Origin of the sequence: Vreelandella populi (genome assembly GCF_003989825.1) — a bacterium.
GTDB classification, from domain to species: Bacteria; Pseudomonadota; Gammaproteobacteria; order Pseudomonadales; family Halomonadaceae; genus Vreelandella; species Vreelandella populi.
In genome coordinates this window covers 77886-97615 of record NZ_RZHE01000015.1, presented here as the reverse complement: position 1 = coordinate 97615, position 19730 = coordinate 77886, and the positions used below count along the sequence as shown (strand labels likewise).

Below are 19730 nucleotides of genomic sequence, written 5' to 3'. Positions count from 1 at the left end.
GACGTGCGATTCAGTGTCGTACTAACGCGCTTTGTTAATGCATGTGTCTCAACGCATGTAGTCGTCACGCAGGACATGCCAACGTAAGCCATACTAGCGACAGCACTTTTCACAATATGACGTTAATCGTAGAGCATGCCCAGCCATAAGACCCGCTGGGCGAGCACGAGTTCGATACCAGGGAAGCAAAGTCAACGGAGTGAATCTTCATGAAGAACACCAGAACAGCGCATTCAGCCCCGGTATGGCAACAAGACCTTACCTGCTTTCGCGATTCGCTTGCCCACCAGCCGATGCCGGGGTGTGGCAGTGCTGCAAGTGTGGTCGCAAGCATGGGGTTGGCGCTGATACTCAAAGGCCTGCATTTAAGCCAACAGCATGAGGCAAGTGAGGCGAGGGCTGCGTTGATCAAAGAGGGCGAAAGCCTAAAGCACCAGTTGGCCCCTCTGGCGGATAAAGACGTTACGGCATTTGAAGAGCTGATGGCCGCGTTACAAATGCCCCAGCATGATGATAAGCACAAGGCGGCCCGGCGCACTGCGGTTCAAGCAGCGGCCACCACGGCGGTGGACGTGCCACTACAAACGGCACGGCTGTGCCAGGCGGCATTAAACCTGGGCGAGCGTGCCAGCGCCTATAGTGAAAAGCAGTTTGCCAGTGACACACAGGCCGGGGGCGAGCTGCTAGCCGCGGCGCTGCGTAGCGTACTGCTCAACGTGGTGGCCAATATGGATTCGCTCGGCAGCGAAGAAGAAAAACGCCGCGCTCAAGAGGCTCACGATGAGCTCAAGCAGCAGGCGGCGTTGTTAGTGGCTCGAATGTCGCAATAGGTGAAGTGGGTTTAGGCTGAACGATATGTATCAGCAAATCGCTTACGCAATTCGTTTTTCTGCACCTTGCCCATGGTATTGCGCGGCAGCTCCTCCACAAAAAAGACTTGCTTGGGCTGTTTGTACTTGGCCAGGCGCTGCTGCAAGTGGCCGATAATGGCCGCTTCATCCACATGGCTGTCTTGCTTGAGAACAACGACAGCGGTCACGCCTTCGCCAAGATCCGGGTGGGGCAAGCCAATCACCGCAGACTCCTCAACCTGCTCAAGCTCGTCAATAATCTGCTCCACTTCTTTGGGATAGACGTTGTACCCCCCGGAAATCACCAGATCCTTGTCACGCCCTACAATATGGACATAGCCCTGGGCGTCGCGCATCGCCAAATCGCCGGTGATGAAAAAACCGTCATCGAGTAACTCTTCACGGGTTTTCTCGGGCATCCGCCAATAGCCGATAAAGACGTTAGGCCCACGGACCTGAAGAATGCCGATGTCGCCTTCGGCGACTTCTGTGCCTGATTCTCGGTCGATAATCCGGATATCCACACCGGGCAGTGGCATTCCTACGGTGCCCGCCCGGCGCTCCCCCTGATAGGGGTTGGAGATATTCATATTGGTTTCGGTCATGCCGTAGCGCTCGAGAATCGCATGGCCGGTCTTGGCTGCAAACGCTTCATGAGTTTCAGACGTTAATGGAGCCGAGCCGGAGATAAACAGTCGCATATGGGCCGTCACCTCCGGCGTCAAACGCTCATCCTGGACCAGCCGGGTATAGAACGTGGGCACACCCATCAGCACGCTGCCCTTGGGCAGCTCCGAGAAGATCACATCGGCATCAAACCTGGGCAGAAACAGCATGCTGGCGCCCGACATCAAGATCACATTGCAGGCAACAAACAGCCCGTGGGTGTGAAAAATGGGCAACGCGTGGATCAGGCGATCATTGGCGCTAAAGTGCCACACCTTCATCAGCGTTTCAGCGTTGGAGGCCAGATTAGAGTGGGTCAGCATGGCGCCTTTAGAGCGCCCAGTGGTACCAGAGGTATATAAAATAGCTGCCAGATCGTTTTCACCCAGGGTGGCGATCTCCTCACAGGGCGTTACGTGGCGGGATTTTTCCATCAAGCTACCGTCATCGGCAGTACCGAGCGTAGCCACTGCCGGGCAGCCGGTTTCAGCGGCAAGTGCTTGCGCTTCATCTTCTAGCTTGGGTTGGCAAACAAACAGAGCGGGTTCGGCGTCGTTTAAAAAGTAGCGTATTTCATCGCCGGTATAGCCGGTGTTCAATGGCAGATAGACGCTGCCGATGCGTAAGCAGGCCAGATAAAGCAGGATCGCCTCAGGGCTTTTATCCACCTGTACGGCGACACGTGCACCTTGTGTTACGCCCAGGTCGGTAAGCGCGCCGGCCAATTCGGCACTGATACGTAATGCATCCTTATATGTGTAATAGCGGCCTTCACGGGTGGTGATGAAATTGGCGTCAGCGCGCTCACGCATCTTGGCGGCAAAGGTTTCAAACAGGTTATGGTTCATTTGGCGGTTTCTCCCTTGGCCAGCTTGCGGGCGCGACGAGCAAGGTCACGCACTTCATTTGAGCAGGCAACGGTACCCTTGGCGGTATAGTTTTCGTGATTACGCTCAATGTCATCAAGCACATACAAATAGTTGACCATCAGCCCCGCCGCTTGTTTAACGCCTTTTGACGAGATATCGCCCAGCCAGTTAATGCGATGCAGTTCGGCACCGTTGCCCAGGTGAAAGCGGGCGACGGGGTTGAGAGGCAAGCCTTTGGCATTTTTGGCTTCCACCAGATAGCGGGCGGCCAGGGGGCGAATAATTGTTTTCAGGCGTTCTTCGCGCACGGCATCGTGGTGCCAGTCGGGCGTTTCAAGCTCACCCAACGTGTTACGCAGGGTTTCCGGCCACTGCTCATCCTCGCGCTGCTCGGTGAGCCACTGGGCAAACCCGGGTACCGGCGATAGCGTCACGAAGTATTTGAGCTGAGGGAGTTCCTGTGAAAGCTCCTGTACCACCTGCTTGATGAGAAAGTTACCAAACGAAATGCCACGCAGGCCGGTTTGGCAGTTGCTGATTCCAAAGAAAGCGGCCGTATCGTCGTCTTCGGGGTCATCGCCGTTTTCTTCGCCCATTAAAATCGGCTGAATGCGACTCGGCAAGCCTTTATGCAGGGCCACTTCGACAAAGATCAGCGGCTCGTCGCCAATCGCTGGATGAAAGAACGCAAAGCAGCGCCGGTCGCGGGCATCCAGTCGTCGGCGCAGGTCATTCCAATCCTGAATCTCATGCACCGCTTCATAGCGGATGATCTTCTCAAGCACCGATGCAGGGGTGTTCCAGTCGATCCTTTTAAGCATTAAAAAACCGCGGTTAAACCAGGAGCCGAAAAGGTGTGCGAAGTCGTCATCAATCGGCTCGAGATCGGGCTGCTCACGCAGCAGTCCCAGCAGATCCTCACGCATCTTGACCAGCTCATAAGTACCGTCCCGGGCTAGGTTCAAGCGCCGAAAAAGCTCCTGGCGGCGCGGCTCACAGGCCTCAAACAGAGCCTGTAAGGTGTAATTGTCGCGGGCTTCAGAATACGCTGTATAGGCTTCATCAATTTGCGTGGCATCAGCGGCAAAATCACTCGCCAGGCGCGCAAAAAAGCTGGCTTTTTCAGCGGATGATAAGCGTTGGTAGATCGCCAGCGCCCGGCTTGCGAGAGCAATGCTGGAGGCTTCGCCGTCGCTGGCTAAAAGCGCCTGACAGGCGCTCACCAGATGCTCATGATCCGGCGTCAGCGCCTCCGGGTTACGGCGCCGTAATAGTGCATCACGCTGGGTGATATTGTTAAAAATCTCCTGCAAAAACATCATGTTCATGGACCAGCTCCTTAACCCATTATCAAGTTAGGTAACCACAGCGCGATACCTGGGAAGAGACACAGCAACAAGATGCCCAAGACCATGCATAGCGCGTAGGGCAGGCTGCCCATCAGGATGTCGCGCAGCGAGATATCCGGCGCGATCCCTTTGATAATGAACAGGTTTAGCCCCACGGGTGGCGTGATCAGTCCGATCTCCAGGTTGATGGTCAGGATCACGGCGAACCAGTAAGGGTCAAAATCGGCGGCAATGATAATGGGCAGTAGAATCGGTGCGGTCATCACGATCACGGCCACAGGCGGCAGAAAGAAACCGGCTACCAGCAGAAAGAGGTTAATGATCCCCATCAACACCCAGCGGTTGACCTCAAGGTCAGCAATGACGGCGGCCACCGTCTGGGTAATAAACATCGAGGAGAGCGCGTAGGCGAATACTTCGGCGGTAGCGATGACCAGCATGATCATCACGCTTTCGCGTAGCGAGTCGCGCATGATCAGTTTGATCGGGCCCAGCTGCCACATGCGATAGATAAGAATGGCCAGCGCGAGACACAAGAAGGCGCCTACGCCAGCCGCTTCCGAGGGTGTCGCTACCCCGCCGTAAAGCGCGAATAAAATGCCCGCCACCACGCCTAGAAAAGGCAGAACGCGCACTAATGCCTTCAAGTTGCTATCAACGTTGTATTTAACCGTTTGCTTCAGGCGCTCGGCAGACTCTGCCAACGGGTTGTTATAACCACCGGCCATTTTGCAGGCGATCATCGTCCATATCATGAACAGCCCCGCCAGCATAAAGCCCGGCACCACGCCTGCAATAAATAGTCGACCGATAGAGGTCTCGGTGGAGATACCGTAAATAATCATGGTGACCGACGGAGGGATCAGAATGCCCAACGTACCACCCGCGGCAATACACCCCGCCGCCACGCCATCGGGGTAGCCGCGCACGCGCATTTCAGGAATGCCCATTTTACCAATCGCGGCACAGGTGGCCGGTGACGACCCGGAAAGTGCGGCAAAGATGGAGCAAGCACCGATATTGGAGACCGCCAGACCACCGGGTAAGCGGCCCATCCATAAGTCGAGCGAGCGATAAAGGTCGCGTCCGGTGGGCGATGACGCTACCGCTGCGCCCATCAAAATGAACATTGGAATAGCCACAAAGCCAAATTCCGCAATGCGGTCAAAAAACGTTTCGCCAAAGTAGGTGAGTTCGGAAAGCCCGCGATCATAAAGTAACGCCAGTAGCGACACACCGCCCAGCGCGAAAGCGATAGGGGTACCGATGGCCATGAGCGCAATCAGCGCGATGGCTACAATAATGCCTAAGGTAATCGGATCCATGCTCAGTGCTCCCCGCGTAGAATTTCAGCCACGTATTGCAGTACCAATAGCGAAGCGCCTAATGCCATGGGCATAAGCGCCGGCCAAAGCGGCGGGTTCCAGACTGAACCGGTGGTCCAGTTGCCGTGCACGGCTTCCAGCACATACACCCAGGAGGCATAGGCAAGCGCTGCACAAAAGGCCAGGCCAAAAAGCGAGGCCACCAGGCGCATGGCTTTCTGGGCGATACCGCCCAATGCATCAGGGACAATGGTGATGGCAACGTGGCCGCCAGTCATGAGTACGTAGGGGCTGCCCATCAGCATGGCGCCGGTCACTGAAAAAACGGTGAACTCGGTTTGCCAGCTGGTGCTCATGCCCAGCACGTAGCGAATAAAGACCATCTGGCAAATCACCAATACGCCTGCGACAAACAGGGCGCAGGCCAAATAGGCAAACAGGCGTGACAGCCTGTCCATCAGGCGGATATAGCTGCCGATAACCCCACCGCGAGCGGCAGGGGGATGCGTGGTTGAAGTTGCCATAGTTCCCTCATCAAGCTAAGCAGGCGTCAATCGAACCGGACCACTCGCCTAATGCAGGCAAGTGGCCGCAGGTTGTTGGGGTAAGTGCTTACTCGACGGCTAGCGCCGCATCGATGATGGCTTGGCCATTGGGAACGTTATTGGCAAAGTTCTTATAGGAGGTTTCACGGGCGATATCGAGCCAGGCGTTGTAGTCCTCCTCGCTCATACTGACCACTTCCACGCCGTTCTCTTCGTAAACATCGACCATTTCCTGATCAATGGCTGCCGCTTCTTCGGCAAAGAACTGCTCGGCCGCTTTACCCGCTTCCACCAGAGCTGCCTGCTGCTCTTCATTGAGACCCTGCCATACCTGTTCGGAGATCAGGATCGGCTCGTACATGAACCACAGCGCGAAGTCGCCTGGCTGGGTCATGCACTCAACCTGTTCATAAAGTCGAAACGAGATAAACGACATGGAAGAGGTGTTGGCGGCGTCGAGTACGCCGGTCTGCATAGCGGTGTAAATTTCAGAGGAAGGCATGGAGGCAATGGAGGCGCCAGCGGCTTCCAGCATCTCTTCAAACGCCGGGCCCGCTGCACGAATGTTTTGTCCGGATACGGTGTCGGGGGAGGTAATGCACTGCTCGCTGGACGCGAAACCGCCCGATAGCCAGGCATGGGAGAGAACGCGGGCACCCCCATCCAGAATCACAGCTTCAATCAGCTCCATGTATTCCGAGTCGTTAAGGCGCTGGGCGTGCTCCTGGTTACGCACCAGGCCGGGCATCAGGGTGGCAGAAAATTCAGGGTGGCGGCCGCTCGCGTAGTCCAACGGTAGCGAGGTAATGTCCAGGCGCCCCCGGGTAAGTGCGCCCCACTGCTCGCGGGCTTTGAACAACGACTGGCCAGGGTAGACTTCGATGGTAAGCCCAACATCCGCCTCAGCGACGTGGCGGGCCATCATTTGCACCATTTCATCGCGGACATCACCTTGCCCGCCAGGGAATTGGTGAGAGGCGCGCAGCACGGTATTGGCGCTGGCATGAGAAACGGCAATGGCCAAGCCCAGGGCGGTCAGGGTAGTACACAGGTAGCGTTGCATGTGGCGTCTCCAACTCTTTGTTGTTGTGTGTTTGGAAGAGCGTTTTATGTGCATCAGAAAATCTGATATATATTTCAATAGTTGTTCGCTGTGCTAATGTCAAATAAGTGCAGCAAACAATAAGTATAATGGCATGCCTTTTTTGGAGGTGAAGCATGGCCGACACCAAGCGTTCCAACGCGCAGAAGCTTCGCGACTCTCTGGAAGACGATATTATCAACGGGCGGCGTGTACCAGGAGAGAGGCTGGACCCCGAAGAGTTGGGGCGTGCGTTCAACGTATCGCGCACGCCGGTACGTGAGGCCTTTCAGCAGTTAGTCGCCAGCGGCCTGGTTACCGTTTCGCCGAAGAAGGGCACTTTTGTAGCCAAGGTGGGTATCGACCAGCTCATCGAGATGTTTGAAGTGATGGCTGAACTTGAAGGCATGTGTGGACGACTGGCAGCTCGGCGCATCGGCGAGCAGGAGCTTGCTGAACTACGCGCCGCTCATGAACGCTGCGAGGCCGCCGCTCTGGCGGGCGATACCGACGAGTACTACTACGAAAACGAAGCCTTTCATGACTGCATCTATGCAGCAAGCCACAATACTTTTCTGGCCAGTGAAGCCCGCCAGTTAAAGCAGCGCTTGAAACCCTACCGGCGCTTGCAGCTTCAGGTTCGCCAGCGGATGCATAACTCGCTGAACGAACACCAGACCATTGTCGATGCCATTACCCAGGGCGATGCCGCGCTTGCCCAGCAGGCGTTGTGTGATCACGTGCTGATTCAGGGCGAACGATTCAGCGACTTCGTGTCCAGCGTACGCCGCATGGAGGCACCCATCAGCCAAACGGGCTAGGCAATGTCCGTATCGGTGGGGTAATGGTCCTTGAAGACATATCGCGCTCGGCGGAAACTCTCCCTACTAACGATCTGGAGAGAGAACGTGACGCGCCATATTGCCTTATTGGCTTACCCAAACTGTCAGCTGCTGGATGTCAGCGGCCCCTGGCAGGTCTTTGCCAGTGCCAATGCGCTAAGCCCCGAACCGCTATATCAATTAACGCTTATTGCTGATGCGCCAGGCCCGTTGATGACCAACGGCGGGCTCGCAGTGTGCGCCAATCATGCTTATGCCGATATGCCTCAACTGCTGCCTCTGGATACGCTGCTGATCGCGGGCGGTAGCGGCGTCATGGATAAACGTCACGACCAGCACGTGCTGACACATTTGCGCGAGATAGCGCCCCAGGTGCGCCGGTTAGGTTCCATCTGCTCGGGGGCTTTTCTGCTGGCGGCCGCCGGGCTGTTGGATGGCCAGCGGGTCACCACCCATTGGCGCCACGCCGACCAGCTTGCTGAGGAGTACCCGGCGCTGAGCGTTGAGCCCGATGCGCTGTATATTCAAAGCGGCGATCGCTACACCAGTGCCGGAGTGACGGCCGGTATCGATCTGGCACTTTCGCTGGTAGAGGCCGACCACGGCGCAGCCCTTGCCGGGCGGGTGGCGCGTGAGCTGGTAATGTTTTTGCATCGCCCAGGGGGGCAGTCACAGTTCAGTGAAATTCTGCGCTGCCAGCAAGATGCCGGCCCGCTGCGCCGTTTGCTTGATCATCTGCATGCCGACCCCGGCGGAGCACATTCGCTGGAAAGTATGGCAGCACTCATGGCCGTGTCACCGCGTCACCTTACTCGCCTGTTCAAGCGTCACTTAACCACGACGCCGGGCACCTACTTAACTCAGCTACGCCTGGAGCAAGCGCGTCTGGCGCTGCTGGATGAGCGCCAAGCGGTATCGCTCGAGCGGCTGGCCGAGCGCTGGCGACTGGGAGGCGCCGAACAGCTGCGCCGTCAGTTCCAACGTTACTACGGTGTTTCCCCCTCTGTATATCGTCAGCGCTTCGGCGCGGCTGCAACGTCTACCCTTATGCCTACGCTTTTGGAGCCATCGTCATGCCCTTAACCGTCACGCTGTTATCGCTGTGTCAGGCGCTGTTGGTTAGCGGCAATATCCTGCTGATTGCCGTATCGCCACTCATTGGCGCCTCGCTGGCACCGACGGCTAACTGGGCCACCGCGCCGGTGGCCAGCCAGTGGCTGGGGCTGATGTGTGCAACGATTCCCGCGTCGTTGATCATGGGGCGGTTGGGCCGCAAGCGCGGCTTTGTGCTGGGCAATCTTATCGGCTTGGTAGGCACGGCAGTGGCCATTGCCGCGCTACGCCAACAGAGCTTTGGGCTGTTCCTGCTGGCGACCTGGCTGATTGGTATCGGCATCGGTTTTGGGCAGCTTTATCGCTTTGCAGCCATTGAGGCAGCCCCAACGGCCCTGCGTGATAAAGCCATTGGTTTAGTGATGGGCGGCGGTGTGCTGGCGGCGTTCTTTGGCCCCTGGCTTGCCCGCTTTAGCCGCGAGCTGAGCGAAACGCCGTTTCTGGGCAGCTTTGTCGGGCTTGGCGTGCTCTACGCGCTGGCACTCGGCATACTGCTTTGTACGCGCTTGCCGGTGGCCTTTGTGGAGGTGGTTCAAGGCGAGAAGAAGCCCTTGTCGGCTATCTTACGCCAGCCCATCTTCCTGCTCGCCGTTAGTTCGGCAGCGGTCGGCTATGGGGTAATGAACGTGGCAATGACGGCAACGCCGCTGGCAATGGCAGGCGCCGGGCACGATTTTAACCATGTCGCCATGACCATACAGTGGCATGTGGTCGCCATGTTCCTGCCCTCATTTTTTACCGGCCATTTGACGGCACGCTTTGGCGCCCCGCGCATGATTGGAGCTGGCTGTTTATTGCTGGCCGCAAGCGCGGTCGCCGCACAGTTCGATGCCGGGTTTGCTGGCTTTAACGTTGCGCTGATTCTGCTGGGCGTTGGTTGGAATTTTACCTTCCTGCCCGCCACCGGGTTATTAACACAAAGCTATCAGCCGGCGGATAAGGCGCGCACTCAGGCGGCCAACGAGTTTCTCGTATTCGGTACGGTCGCCTTAACGGCGCTACTAGCGGGGCCGTTGGTCAACACCTTGGGCTGGGCGATGCTCAATGCGCTACTGATCCCTGTTTCGTTATTGCCAATAGTGCTTCTGCTATGGCAGCGGCGGTCAGGCGCTCCCTTGATGTCTTAAAATGTTATACCTTTCCGGGGAAGAACTTACTTATTTACCAAGTCAGGGAGTTACATGATTGCCAAAAGGGAACGCGGCAAGCTAGAGCGCCAGCTCGTCGCATCGCTGACCGATGCCTGTGAGCAGGCCAAGGCTGAAGTGCCTGGGTTTGTCTGGCTAACTCATTGTGTTGATTACCAGCACTTCCCCGACAGCCTGGTCGTCATCTGGGTGTTTGATACTGATGCCCACCTGGCCTCAGCGCTAAAGGGTGATGCCAAGCAGCGCCTACATGAGCTTACGGCCAGCGCCTTGGCTGAGGCAGGCGTGGCGCTTGATAGTGTGGCACGCCATATCGATTTCGATAGCGAGCAGGCGTGCCAGCGCGCCCATGGCGGCGACTGGCAGCGCCGGTTGCGCTCACGTGCAGTGAGGCATTGATGGCCAATAAAATCGACAGCCCCTGCATATCTGCCTGTCAGCTAAAAGGCGGAATGTGTACTGGCTGTGGGCGCAGGATTGAAGAGATCCGCCAATGGAAGTCCATGAAGCGGCCCGAGAAACTTGCCACTATTAAACGAGCCGAGCAGCGGCGCAAAAAACTCAATCAATAGCGTATGCAGACGCCGGGCGGATTAAAAATCACCCGGGGCGCATTGCAGACAGGTAAGGCCCAGGGCGCGCCACTGGGCAACCACCGCATCGCGGTCATCCAGCACCAGCCAGGGTTCGAAGCCGTCTTCACGCATGGTGCTGAGCAGGGCTTCTTTGACCGCTTCATCATCCACGTGGTCATGGCCATCCGGGCGCAGGTACATGGCGTCAAATGGGATCGCGTTGCGGGTCAGCCACTCATGGGTATGCTCGCGGTGGGTATCCGGGCGGCCGCTGCAAATCACGATCTGCTGACCTTGGGCTTTGAGTAATTTTACCAGCCGAGCGACTGGTTCGATCACCGGTGCTTGTGCCATATGCGCAAAGAAGGGATCCCACTGTTTTGTGGGCCCTAACACCCATTCGTGCACTTTCGTGGGATGAAATTCGGCTAACGTACCGTCGACATCGACAATCACCGCTTGGCTCATGCAAGGCTCCTGTTATTCGAGGGGATAGCGTTCAAAACGTGGTTATTCAAAAAAAGTGCCTTTTCCGTGGCGAGGCGCGCACCCAGCAGTGTGCGCCATGCGCTCAGGGCGGGGTCGGATAAGTGGGTAAACAGTGGCACGACATGCTCGGCGTTTATCTGGTCGGCAAGCTCAACCAGGTGCGAGGCGCGCAGGTGTACATTCCAGCGCTGCCAGAGGATGTCGCCGGCGGAAAGCTCGGCGCAGCGCGAAGGCGTCAGGTAACCGGTGTGCAGCAGGTGAAAGCCTGGCCACATGGCGGCCGTATCGTCACGGTCGCTGATCAGCTTGAGACTTGGTTGAGAGGCATCGGGGCGCGCCAGGAGCGCTTCTATTCTTTCATCCGAATGAGAACGGCGCAGCGTCGCAGGGAGTGCCAGCAGTGTTTTCAGGTTGGCTCGAATAATCGGGTCGATGGCAAGTGAAAGCCCACGGGCATCCGCCTCTTCGGCTAGCCAGAGCGCCATTTCAAGCGCCCGGCCTGATTCGGGTACCGGGAAAGCCAGCGGGCGGTTCAGATGTTCGCTGATGGCGTCAACACACGCCTGTTGGGGTTGATCATAGGTGCCGTAGGAGGCATCGAGCAGGGCAATATTCGCGGGCGGGGGCGTATCAAACGGAAATAGCTGCGATTCAAAGCAGGCGTCACCACTGTAGAAAATGCCGCCCTCGACACCCAGGTGAATCCATACCCCGCCCAACGAATGGCCTGCTTGACCGGTGGTCACCTCAATACCCGCAATCCGGCAGGTGCCGCGCTCGGGCAGCGGTTGCCAGGCTCGCCCTTTGGGAAGTGCCTGGGCAACAAGCGGCGTGCAGTAAAGCGGCAGCGTCGGGGGAAGTTCGCTCACCCCGCCAATATGATCCACATGGTCGTGGCTGATAATCACCGCATCGACATCGAGCCCGCGTGCCCAGGTGATTGCTTCGCCTGGATGCAACGCGCCGCCGGCATCCAGCAGAATCCGCTTGACGTTGGCTTCCACCACAATGGCCGCCGGGCCTTTGTCGCCCAGGCCGCTTAGAATATCGATCCTGGCGCTCATTGGTCAGGCTCCAGACACCAGCCTTCCAGTAGCGTTAGCGCCACCTGCTGGCCCTCTTGGAGCGCCTGGGAATGATAGGCCAGCAGCGTTTCACCACTGTTCAGATGCAGGTGCAGTTCGTAGCGCTCGCCACGAAACGTCTGGCGCTCAACGCGCGCCGTTAAATCTTGTTGGCTTGGCGCGTCGGGATGCACCTGAATATGTTCAGGACGAACCAGTACCGGCTGGGAGCGTTGAGAGGCGGGTGACGTCAGCCCCCGCATCAACTCATTACCGCTGATTCGACGGCCCGGCGCACCGGTATCAATCATTAACTGGCTGCCCTGGCCGATAAAGCTTGCCACCCAGGGTGTGCGCGGTTCGCGGTAAAGCGTTTCGGGCGTGGCCCACTGCACCAGTTTGCCCGCCTGCATGACCGCAATACGGTCGGCCAACGCCATGGCTTCGCTTTGATCGTGAGTGACGTAGACCATGGTGGCTTCGGTGCGACGATGAAAATCCGCAAAGCTGTGCTCCATGGAAGCGCGCAGGTGACGGTCAAGGTTCGCCAAGGGCTCATCCAGTAGCACGACCGAAGGGTCAGTGACCAGACAGCGAGCGAGGGCCACGCGCTGGCGCTGGCCGCCGCTTAAATCCTGAGGCGTGCGCTGGGCGTAGGGTTCAAGGGCTACCAGGGAAAGCGCCTGCCCAATGCGGCGCTGGTACTCTGCACCACGCACGCCGCGTAGCTTGAGCGGGTAGCCGACGTTATCGGCAACGCTCATATGCGGCCACAGCGCGTAGGATTGAAATACCATGGCCATGTTGCGCTGCTCGGGGAGTACGTGGTGTTGCTCGCTTGCCAGAAGCTTATCGCCCAGATGGATTTCCCCGGCACTGACCTGCTCGAACCCGGCCAGCATACGCAGCATGGTGGTTTTTCCGCAGCCGCTGGGGCCGAGAAGGGCGACAAACTCGCCCGGTTCGACCGTCAGCGAAAGGCCGTCCACGGCCTTATGTTCGCCAAACTGCTTGGTGACTTGCTTGAGGGTTAGCCCTGCCATGGCACGACTCCTTTGGGTAAACGCGGGGCCAGAAGGCTAAGCGACAGCATGAGTGAGGCGACCATCAGCACGACCAGCACGGACACCGCTGAGGCCAGCACGCTTTCGCCGCCCTCGTCGAGGTTGAAAATCAGCACGCCCAGGGTTTCGTTACCGGCGCTCCATAACAGCGCTGAGACCGTCAGCTCGTTGACGGCCAACAGAAACACCAAAAGCCCACCGGCAAATAGCGCGGGGGCAATCAGCGGCATGACGATGGTGGCAAGGCGGCGCCACGGACCGGCACCGGCGAGCTGGGCAGCTTCTTCAAGGGAGGGGTCTAACTGGGCGAGGCTTGCGCTGACCGGCTTCAAACACACCACCAGAAAACGCGCCAGATAAGCCACGAAGATCAGCCCCAGCGTGCCGTAAAGCGCGACGTTGATAACAGGTAATGGGCGCACGAACAGCAGAATGCAGGCAATCGCCAGCACCACGCCGGGCAGGGCGTAAGGTAGCTCGATAATACTCAGCGTCAGGTTTTGCAGGCGCGCGGGAAGCCGCTGGAGGCGGTACGCCAACGGCAAACTACACAGCATAAGCACCACGGACGCGCCACCGGCGAGCCAAAAGCTATTGCGCATGGCGCGCCATGTAGCGCCCTGGCGGCCAATCACTTCATGGTAGGCATTTAGGGTGGCGGTATCGGCATTGAGCGGTACGCCCATGGCTGGTACCAGCGAGCTGACTACCAGTGCCACCAGCGGCGCGACAAGAATGACCAACAACACGCTTACCAGCAGCACCGTGACCAAGGCGCGAAAGCGGCCCAGTGAGAAATCATGGGCGCGCCCGCTATGCCCCACCAGCCCGAAGCGGCTACGGCCCATCCAGTATTGCTGAAGCGCCACACCCGCCAGCGCCAGTACGCCAATCAACAGCGAAAGTGCGGCCATTTCAGCGAGTACGCCGGTGCCAAAACTGGCCATGCGCTGATAGATCAACGTGGGCAGAACATAATAGCCCGCAGGAATGCCCAGCATGGCGGGAATACCAAAGTTACCCAGGCTTGAGATAAACGCCATGGCGGCACCTGCCACCAGGCCGCTTCTCGTCACGGGCAGCACGATATGACGCCATACCTGAGTTTGTCGGGCGCCGCTAATACGGGCGGCTTCGACAAGCTCGCGGGGTAAGGAAAGTAGCGACGTGCGCAGTGCCAGAAACACCAGCGGGGCACTTTGAATACCCAGCAGTAGCGCGATGCCTTCCGCTGAGTAGAGCGGCTGTGGGCTGCCCAGTGGAGGCGCCATGCCGATGCTTTTAAGTAAAGGGCTTGCCGGGCCAAATAGCTGTAGCCAGCTAAGCGCCGTGACTTGGGGGGGAATCATCATCGGCAGCATAAAGCAGAACACCAGCCACGCCTTGCCGCGAATGTCGGTCAGGGTGATTACGAACGCAAACAGGCTGCCTAGCGCAAGGGCAATCAGCATGCCCAGCCCCGAGGTGTAGAGGCTGTGCGACAGCGCCCGCCAGGTGCTCGCTGACTGGAGCACGCGCCAGAGCGGCGCGTTGCTCCCTTGCGTCAGATCGCTTAACGCTTCAACCAAAAGGCGCAGGCTAGGCGCCAGGCTCAGCAGGACGACGGTAAGCGTCAAAAGGGTAAGCAGCCAGCGATGCTGGCTGCCTTGGGTAAGACTCGGTGACATGATCAGCCGCCGAACAGATCGCTGAAACGCTGCTTCAGGGCTGCTTCATGCTCAAGCGCCTGGGCGATATCGACGGGCATCAGTTCGATGGTGTCACGGGCGGGGAAGCCTTCCGGCGGGGTGACACCCGGATGGGCAGGCAGATAACCCTGCTCGCTGACAAGCTGCTGGCCTTCTTCCGAAAGCACGAAATCGACAAACTTTTGCGCTGCATCGACATTCTTGGCGCCTGCCATGATCGCGACGGGCTCGGTTACCGCGCTCACACCTTCTTCAGGGAAGACAAACTCAACCGGTGAGCCTTTGGCCGCTTCGCGGATGGGTAGAAAATCCACCACGATCCCGTAAGGCTTGGTGCCGGCCGCCACTGCGTTGAACACACCGCCGTTGCCGCCCTGGGCCTCGGTACGGTTATCGTGAAGCGCATAGTAGTAGCCCTCACCCAGGTCAGGGTTCTCACTAATCGCCGCCATATGAATCAGTGCAGCACCTGAGTAGAGGGGGCTTGGCATCGTGACCAGACCTTCGTATTCGGGCTTGAGCAGGTCCTGCCAGCTTTGCGGTTGCTCTTCAGCACCGGTGTTGTACACGATTCCGGTGGTGATCAGTTTGGTGCCGTAGTAGTAGCCGTCCGGGTCAAAAAGCTCGGCGTCAAAGGCCTCTCGGGCGGGGCTTAGGTAAGGTTGCAAGTAGTTTTCCTGCTTTAACGACTCCATGGTCATGCTATCGGCGATCAGCAGCACGTCAGGGTTGCTGACCCCGGCGGAAAGCTCGGAGCGCAGGCGGGTCATTAAGCGTGTAGTGCCGTCGCGCACCCACTCCACTTCAATATCCGGATAAGCCGCCTGAAAGGCATCGACTGTTTGCTGGGCATCGCTGTTGGGCTGGCTGGTATAGAGCACGAGTTTATCGTCGGCAACGGCACTTGCTGAGAGAGCTAAGCCTGCGAGCGTGCTGGCAAGAGTAACGGCGGTGCAGAGTGAGCGCTTGAGCATCAGGAATCTCCAGTGAGTTAACCCTGCTCACACTACTGTCATCACCTTACAACATCGTGACAGTACGCTTTCGTTTGGTGGGGCTAGGCTTTCGAAAACCTCGATAAGGCTTTCGTTAACAAAATGTGGGGGGATGAGAGCAGGATGAAAGGGTTAAACGAGCGTCGCCAGGCGCTGCTTGAGCGGGTGCGTCAAGAGGGGCGTCACTCTCTGGAGGCGCTGGCCAGCCAGTTTGGGGTGTCCGTGCAAACACTGCGGGGCGATATTCGCTTTCTTGCCGAAAAGGGGATGGTGCTTCGCCGCCATGGCGAGGTATTGCCGTTTCCCCATCGCGAGAATATCGGCTACGACCAACGGCAGATCGTCAATGAAACCGGAAAACGCTATATTGCCCGTCAGGCCGCTTCATTGGTTCAGCATCACCAGTCTCTGTTTCTAGGTACCGGCACCACCGTTGAACAGCTGGCCGACGCGCTGCACGACAAAAAGGGCCTGCATATCATGACCAATAACCTTCACGCGCTTATCAAACTATCTGCCCTGGAGTGTGAGTTGGTGGTTGCGGGCGGCCGTGTGCGCCGCCGGGATCAGGACGTAATTGGCGGCGACGCGTGGCGCTTTTTTCAACGCTACCGGGTGGATGTGGGCATTGTCTCGGTCGGCGGCATGGATGCCCATGGCAGCCTGTTCGACTACAACGACGATGAGGTCATGGCTCGCGAAGCGCTTTTGGCCAATGCGGCCTATCGCGTTCTGGTGCTGGATAGCACCAAGTTCGATTTACCGCTGCGCTGTGCCGCCGGGCAACTGGCCGACTACGACGCGGTCGTGACTGATGCTCCGTTACCCGACCGATTGCGCAGCCCACTTGCGGCTAAAGGCGTCAGGTTTCTGGGATGACAGGGCTTCAAGCATCCTGATCGCTGTCCGGTAGCTGTTTAAAGTGGATGTAACGGTGCAAACGAATGGCTGGGCGAATCAACAGCTGAAGGCTGCCAATTACGAAAAGGCATACGCCCACCGTTCTTACGCTGCCCTCAAAAAAGAAGCACACGCTGCCAACGGTAAACCAGATGCCCAGCAGAAAGTCGTTGAGCATGCTGAACACTTCATAGCGCCGATGGACCACAAGCTCTTCATGGCCAATGGTGAATGTCCAATCATGTGTTTTAGCGTTCTGTTGGCGTTGCATTGGCTGCTCCCATGTCAATAGGTGGCGGTGCTATATGAACGTCTCTTCTTTATCGCATTCTGGCATATGCCTTCTTTACCAGAGCAGAACCTGGGCATTTTTAACCCGTTATGCTGACAATATTATTCGCTATTAGATGATGTAATATAAGGTGATAAATTAACCGCAAGGTATAGTGAACGATAAGAAAATAGGCTTTCTGGGGGCAAAGAGGGCAGGTAATGATCGATGACACGTTACACAAAGCCATAGACGCTGAACTGGGAAGCAAGCGTTGCAGGCTGCGCTTTGCCAAACAACTGGAGGCACGCTTTGAAGAGGATACCCAGCGGCGGCGAAGCCATATGCTAGTAGTGGCTGGTATGATCGCCATTCCCATCTATTTTCTTTTCTTGGTCAATGACTATAGCTTTCGTGCCGAGATATTCATCCAAATCCTGCTGCTACGCCTGGCCGGTATATTTGTAATCAGCTTGCCCATTTTTTGGTTGGTTTACCGGGGCGTATCGCCCATCATGCGTGAAGCGCTAATGGCCAGCATCATCGTAATGACCATGCTCATTGCCTGCCTAGTCCTGTCGGCCTCTACGACACCTTTTTCGTATTTCGACGTTTTCTCCTTTGGCCTGATTCTGGTGGCGGGCAACATCTTCTTTCCGCTCCGTTTTTCGTATGCCTGCCTCTCATCGGCCCTCAGTATCCTTATCATGCTGACGTTCGTGCTGGATTACGAGCCGATGCCACGTGAGGCTAAGGACCTGGCCCTGCTGGGCATTTTTACCACAACGCTATTTACCCTGGTTACTAACTACCGGCTTGAGCGCAGCGAGCGCAAGTCCTACCTCCTGGTGCTCAGAGAGAAGATACGCGCCGGCTACTATCAGAAGGATAATCAGAAGCTGTCGCAGCTCTCCATGACTGATCCTCTGACCAATATTGCCAACCGCCGCCAGTTCGATTCGCTATTGGCGACACGCTGGCAGGAAGCGGGCGAGCAGGGCGCCTGCCTGGGCCTGATGGTAGTCGATATTGATTACTTCAAAGCCTATAACGATTATTACGGTCATTTGAAAGGGGATAAGTGCCTGCGAAAGGTGGCCGCCGCAATGCAGGCCAATAGCCGAGATACGGACCTGGTGGCGCGTTTTGGCGGCGAGGAGTTTGTCATACTGATGGCGGAGGCAACGGCGGCTAGCGCCCGGCAAGCGGCAGAACGCATCCGCCAAAGCGTCGAGGCGCTGCAGATTCCCAATGTTGGTCATTCATCACACAGCGTCATCACCGTAAGCGTTGGGGTCGCCACGCTATGCCCAAGCGATGGCCTTACGTCAGCGGATTTATTCGCCCACGCGGATGCAGCGATGTATATCGCCAAGCAGCAGGGGCGAAACCGGAGCTGGGTGGCGGATACTGACGTTTTGCTTTCCAGTGCTAACGCGATCAATTGAGCAGATCATACGTCCCTCTAAAGGTAACGCTTACCGCTGGCTGGACTCACTAGGATAAGCACGCTGCTTATTTGACAACGGCTCGTCAGTGAGGACAAATACGCAAAAATATTGCCTGAGGAGCACGCCGTGGATAACGATCAACACGATGGGAACCCGCGCTATGAAGCGCTGGCGGTCGATACCTTGGCAGCGCGCCTGGGAGATGTACACGAGGTAGCCAGCCGTGTCGGCGGCGCCCCGACGAACTGGGAAATTCGTGAGGTAGGTGACGGCAACTTGAACCTGGTGTTTATCGTGACGGGCACCACAGGTAGCGTGGTGGTCAAGCAGGCGTTGCCTTACGTTCGTATGGTAGGTGAAAGCTGGCCGCTGCCGCTTTACCGCGCACATTTTGAGTATTACGCGCTGGTACGCCAGGCCAAACGCGCCCCAAACATTGCGCCTGAGGTATTTTACTTTGATAAGCCCCAGGCCCTGATCGTGATGGAGTATCTCTACCCCCATACCATCTTGCGCCGTAAGCTGATCAAGGGCGAGCGGGTGGCGCAGTTGGGGGAAACCATCGGCCAGTTCTGTGCGCGCACGGCGTTTCGTGGTTCGGAGCTTTCCCTGCCAAGCCCTGAGAAAAAGCAGGATGTGGGGCTTTTTTCCGGCAATGTAGCCATTCCCGCGATTACCGAATCGCTGGTGTTTACCGACCCCTATTACGGCGCCGCGATGAACCATCATACGCCGGAGCTTTCGCCGGTGGTGGATGAGCTGCGTCGCAATGCGCCTTTAAAGGCCAAGGTACAGCGGCTATTGATGAAGTTCACCGCCAACACCGAAACCATGCTTCACGGTGACCTGCATTCGGGCTCGATCATGGCGACTGATACCAGTGTGCGCGTGATCGACCCTGAGTTTTCCCAGTATGGACCGATGGCGTTTGATCTGGGAATGGCCGTAGCCAACTTCCTGATGGCCTACTTCAGCCAGCCCGCCCACCGCCAAGAAGACGACCTGGCCGACTATCAAGCGTGGATTCTTGAGGTGATAGAGGCGTGCTTCACAAGCTTTGATGCCGAATTCCGCCACTTATGGCAAACCGAGCGCACCGGCATTCTGTTCCCCAGGGCGCTGTTTGAAGAGCAGGGCAACAGCGCGGACGACGCGTGCGATGCGCTCTTGGATGAAATTCGCCTGGATGCGCTGGCCTACTGCGGTATTGAGATGCACCGCCGGGTGCTGTCTCTTGCCCATAATGCCGACTTCGAAGAGATCGAAGACACCGCGCTGCGCGCCCGGCTTGAAGCCCGCAATGTGCTGATGGGCCAGACCCTGATTATGGAGCCGGAGGCCTACTGTGACCTCAGCGCGCTGATAGCGTTAGCTAGCGCGTTTAATCAGAAAATGGTGCTGTAAGTGCTTGCCTTGTAGCGCGGCGTAAGCGCCAGCGCACCCG

The 19730-nt window shown here is 57.5% G+C and carries 20 protein-coding genes; 9 read left to right on the top strand and 11 right to left on the bottom strand.

Annotated features, from left to right (window positions below; genetic code table 11):
- Positions 1-209: 209 nt before the first annotated feature.
- The gene (locus tag ELY25_RS15070) at positions 210-830 is read left to right on the top strand and encodes a cyclodeaminase/cyclohydrolase family protein (protein WP_126952088.1); all 621 of its coding nucleotides are present in this window, start codon (positions 210-212) and stop codon (positions 828-830) included.
- Between the two features lie 11 nt (positions 831-841).
- Here the strand turns inward: ELY25_RS15070 and ELY25_RS15065 are convergent, their stop codons facing one another.
- The 5 genes from ELY25_RS15065 to ELY25_RS15045 form a co-directional block, all read right to left on the bottom strand.
- Positions 842-2365, bottom strand: a complete 1524-nt coding sequence (locus tag ELY25_RS15065) for a malonate--CoA ligase (RefSeq protein ID WP_126952087.1) — start codon at positions 2363-2365, stop codon at positions 842-844.
- Entirely contained in the window at positions 2362-3714 is a 1353-nt protein-coding gene (locus ELY25_RS15060) for a malonyl-CoA decarboxylase (RefSeq protein ID WP_126952086.1), read from the bottom strand. The genes ELY25_RS15065 and ELY25_RS15060 overlap by 4 nt, the downstream gene beginning before the upstream one ends.
- A gap of 11 nt (positions 3715-3725) precedes the next feature.
- The gene (locus tag ELY25_RS15055; RefSeq protein WP_126952085.1) at positions 3726-5060 is read right to left on the bottom strand and encodes a TRAP transporter large permease; all 1335 of its coding nucleotides are present in this window, start codon (positions 5058-5060) and stop codon (positions 3726-3728) included.
- Positions 5061-5062: 2 nt separating this feature from the next.
- On the bottom strand, positions 5063-5584 hold the full coding sequence (locus tag ELY25_RS15050) for a TRAP transporter small permease subunit (RefSeq protein WP_126952084.1): 522 nt from the start codon (positions 5582-5584) through the stop codon (positions 5063-5065).
- Positions 5585-5672: 88 nt separating this feature from the next.
- The gene (locus tag ELY25_RS15045) at positions 5673-6668 is read right to left on the bottom strand and encodes a TRAP transporter substrate-binding protein (protein WP_126952083.1); all 996 of its coding nucleotides are present in this window, start codon (positions 6666-6668) and stop codon (positions 5673-5675) included.
- Between the two features lie 155 nt (positions 6669-6823).
- On the opposite strand from ELY25_RS15045, the gene ELY25_RS15040 reads away from it, so the two are divergent.
- The 5 genes from ELY25_RS15040 to ELY25_RS15020 all read left to right on the top strand — a co-directional run bounded on the left by ELY25_RS15040 (position 6824) and on the right by ELY25_RS15020 (position 10361).
- Positions 6824-7507 carry a GntR family transcriptional regulator gene (locus ELY25_RS15040; RefSeq protein WP_126952082.1) on the top strand — a complete coding sequence of 228 codons (684 nt, stop codon included), beginning with the start codon at positions 6824-6826 and terminating at the stop codon, positions 7505-7507.
- Between the two features lie 87 nt (positions 7508-7594).
- Positions 7595-8611, top strand: a complete 1017-nt coding sequence (locus ELY25_RS15035; protein WP_126952081.1) for a GlxA family transcriptional regulator — start codon at positions 7595-7597, stop codon at positions 8609-8611.
- Positions 8602-9768 carry an MFS transporter gene (locus ELY25_RS15030; protein WP_126952080.1) on the top strand — a complete coding sequence of 389 codons (1167 nt, stop codon included), beginning with the start codon at positions 8602-8604 and terminating at the stop codon, positions 9766-9768. The genes ELY25_RS15035 and ELY25_RS15030 overlap by 10 nt, the downstream gene beginning before the upstream one ends.
- A 54-nt stretch (positions 9769-9822) precedes the next feature.
- The gene (locus tag ELY25_RS15025) at positions 9823-10188 is read left to right on the top strand and encodes a hypothetical protein (protein ID WP_126952079.1); all 366 of its coding nucleotides are present in this window, start codon (positions 9823-9825) and stop codon (positions 10186-10188) included.
- Positions 10188-10361 carry a DUF1289 domain-containing protein gene (locus ELY25_RS15020; protein WP_126952078.1) on the top strand — a complete coding sequence of 58 codons (174 nt, stop codon included), beginning with the start codon at positions 10188-10190 and terminating at the stop codon, positions 10359-10361. The genes ELY25_RS15025 and ELY25_RS15020 overlap by 1 nt, the downstream gene beginning before the upstream one ends.
- Before the next feature lie 21 nt (positions 10362-10382).
- On the opposite strand, the gene ELY25_RS15015 is transcribed toward ELY25_RS15020, so the two are convergent.
- The 5 genes from ELY25_RS15015 to ELY25_RS14995 are packed head-to-tail and all read right to left on the bottom strand — an operon-like array spanning position 10383 to position 15643.
- On the bottom strand, positions 10383-10832 hold the full coding sequence (locus ELY25_RS15015) for a phosphatase domain-containing protein (RefSeq protein ID WP_126952077.1): 450 nt from the start codon (positions 10830-10832) through the stop codon (positions 10383-10385).
- Entirely contained in the window at positions 10829-11917 is a 1089-nt protein-coding gene (locus ELY25_RS15010; protein WP_126952076.1) for an MBL fold metallo-hydrolase, read from the bottom strand. The genes ELY25_RS15015 and ELY25_RS15010 overlap by 4 nt, the downstream gene beginning before the upstream one ends.
- A complete protein-coding gene (locus ELY25_RS15005; protein WP_126952075.1) occupies positions 11914-12960 on the bottom strand; it encodes an ABC transporter ATP-binding protein in 1047 nt (348 codons plus the stop codon). The genes ELY25_RS15010 and ELY25_RS15005 overlap by 4 nt, the downstream gene beginning before the upstream one ends.
- On the bottom strand, positions 12948-14648 hold the full coding sequence (locus tag ELY25_RS15000) for an ABC transporter permease (RefSeq protein WP_126952074.1): 1701 nt from the start codon (positions 14646-14648) through the stop codon (positions 12948-12950). The genes ELY25_RS15005 and ELY25_RS15000 overlap by 13 nt, the downstream gene beginning before the upstream one ends.
- A 2-nt stretch (positions 14649-14650) precedes the next feature.
- A complete protein-coding gene (locus ELY25_RS14995; RefSeq protein WP_126952073.1) occupies positions 14651-15643 on the bottom strand; it encodes an ABC transporter substrate-binding protein in 993 nt (330 codons plus the stop codon).
- 144 nt (positions 15644-15787) lie between these two features.
- On the opposite strand from ELY25_RS14995, the gene ELY25_RS14990 reads away from it, so the two are divergent.
- Positions 15788-16543: a DeoR/GlpR family DNA-binding transcription regulator gene (locus ELY25_RS14990; protein WP_126952072.1), complete on the top strand. Its 756-nt coding sequence runs from the start codon at positions 15788-15790 to the stop codon at positions 16541-16543.
- 7 nt (positions 16544-16550) lie between these two features.
- Here ELY25_RS14990 and ELY25_RS14985 read toward each other — a convergent pair whose 3' ends face one another.
- The gene (locus ELY25_RS14985) at positions 16551-16835 is read right to left on the bottom strand and encodes a YrhK family protein (protein WP_126952071.1); all 285 of its coding nucleotides are present in this window, start codon (positions 16833-16835) and stop codon (positions 16551-16553) included.
- Positions 16836-17056: 221 nt separating this feature from the next.
- On the opposite strand from ELY25_RS14985, the gene ELY25_RS14980 reads away from it, so the two are divergent.
- Together ELY25_RS14980 and mtnK are read left to right on the top strand one after the other, a co-directional pair.
- Complete coding sequence (locus ELY25_RS14980; protein ID WP_126952070.1) at positions 17057-18283, top strand: GGDEF domain-containing protein; 1227 nt, start codon at positions 17057-17059, stop codon at positions 18281-18283.
- A 129-nt stretch (positions 18284-18412) separates the two neighbouring features.
- Complete coding sequence (gene mtnK / locus ELY25_RS14975; RefSeq protein WP_126952069.1) at positions 18413-19690, top strand: S-methyl-5-thioribose kinase; 1278 nt, start codon at positions 18413-18415, stop codon at positions 19688-19690.
- Positions 19691-19730 lie beyond the last annotated feature (40 nt).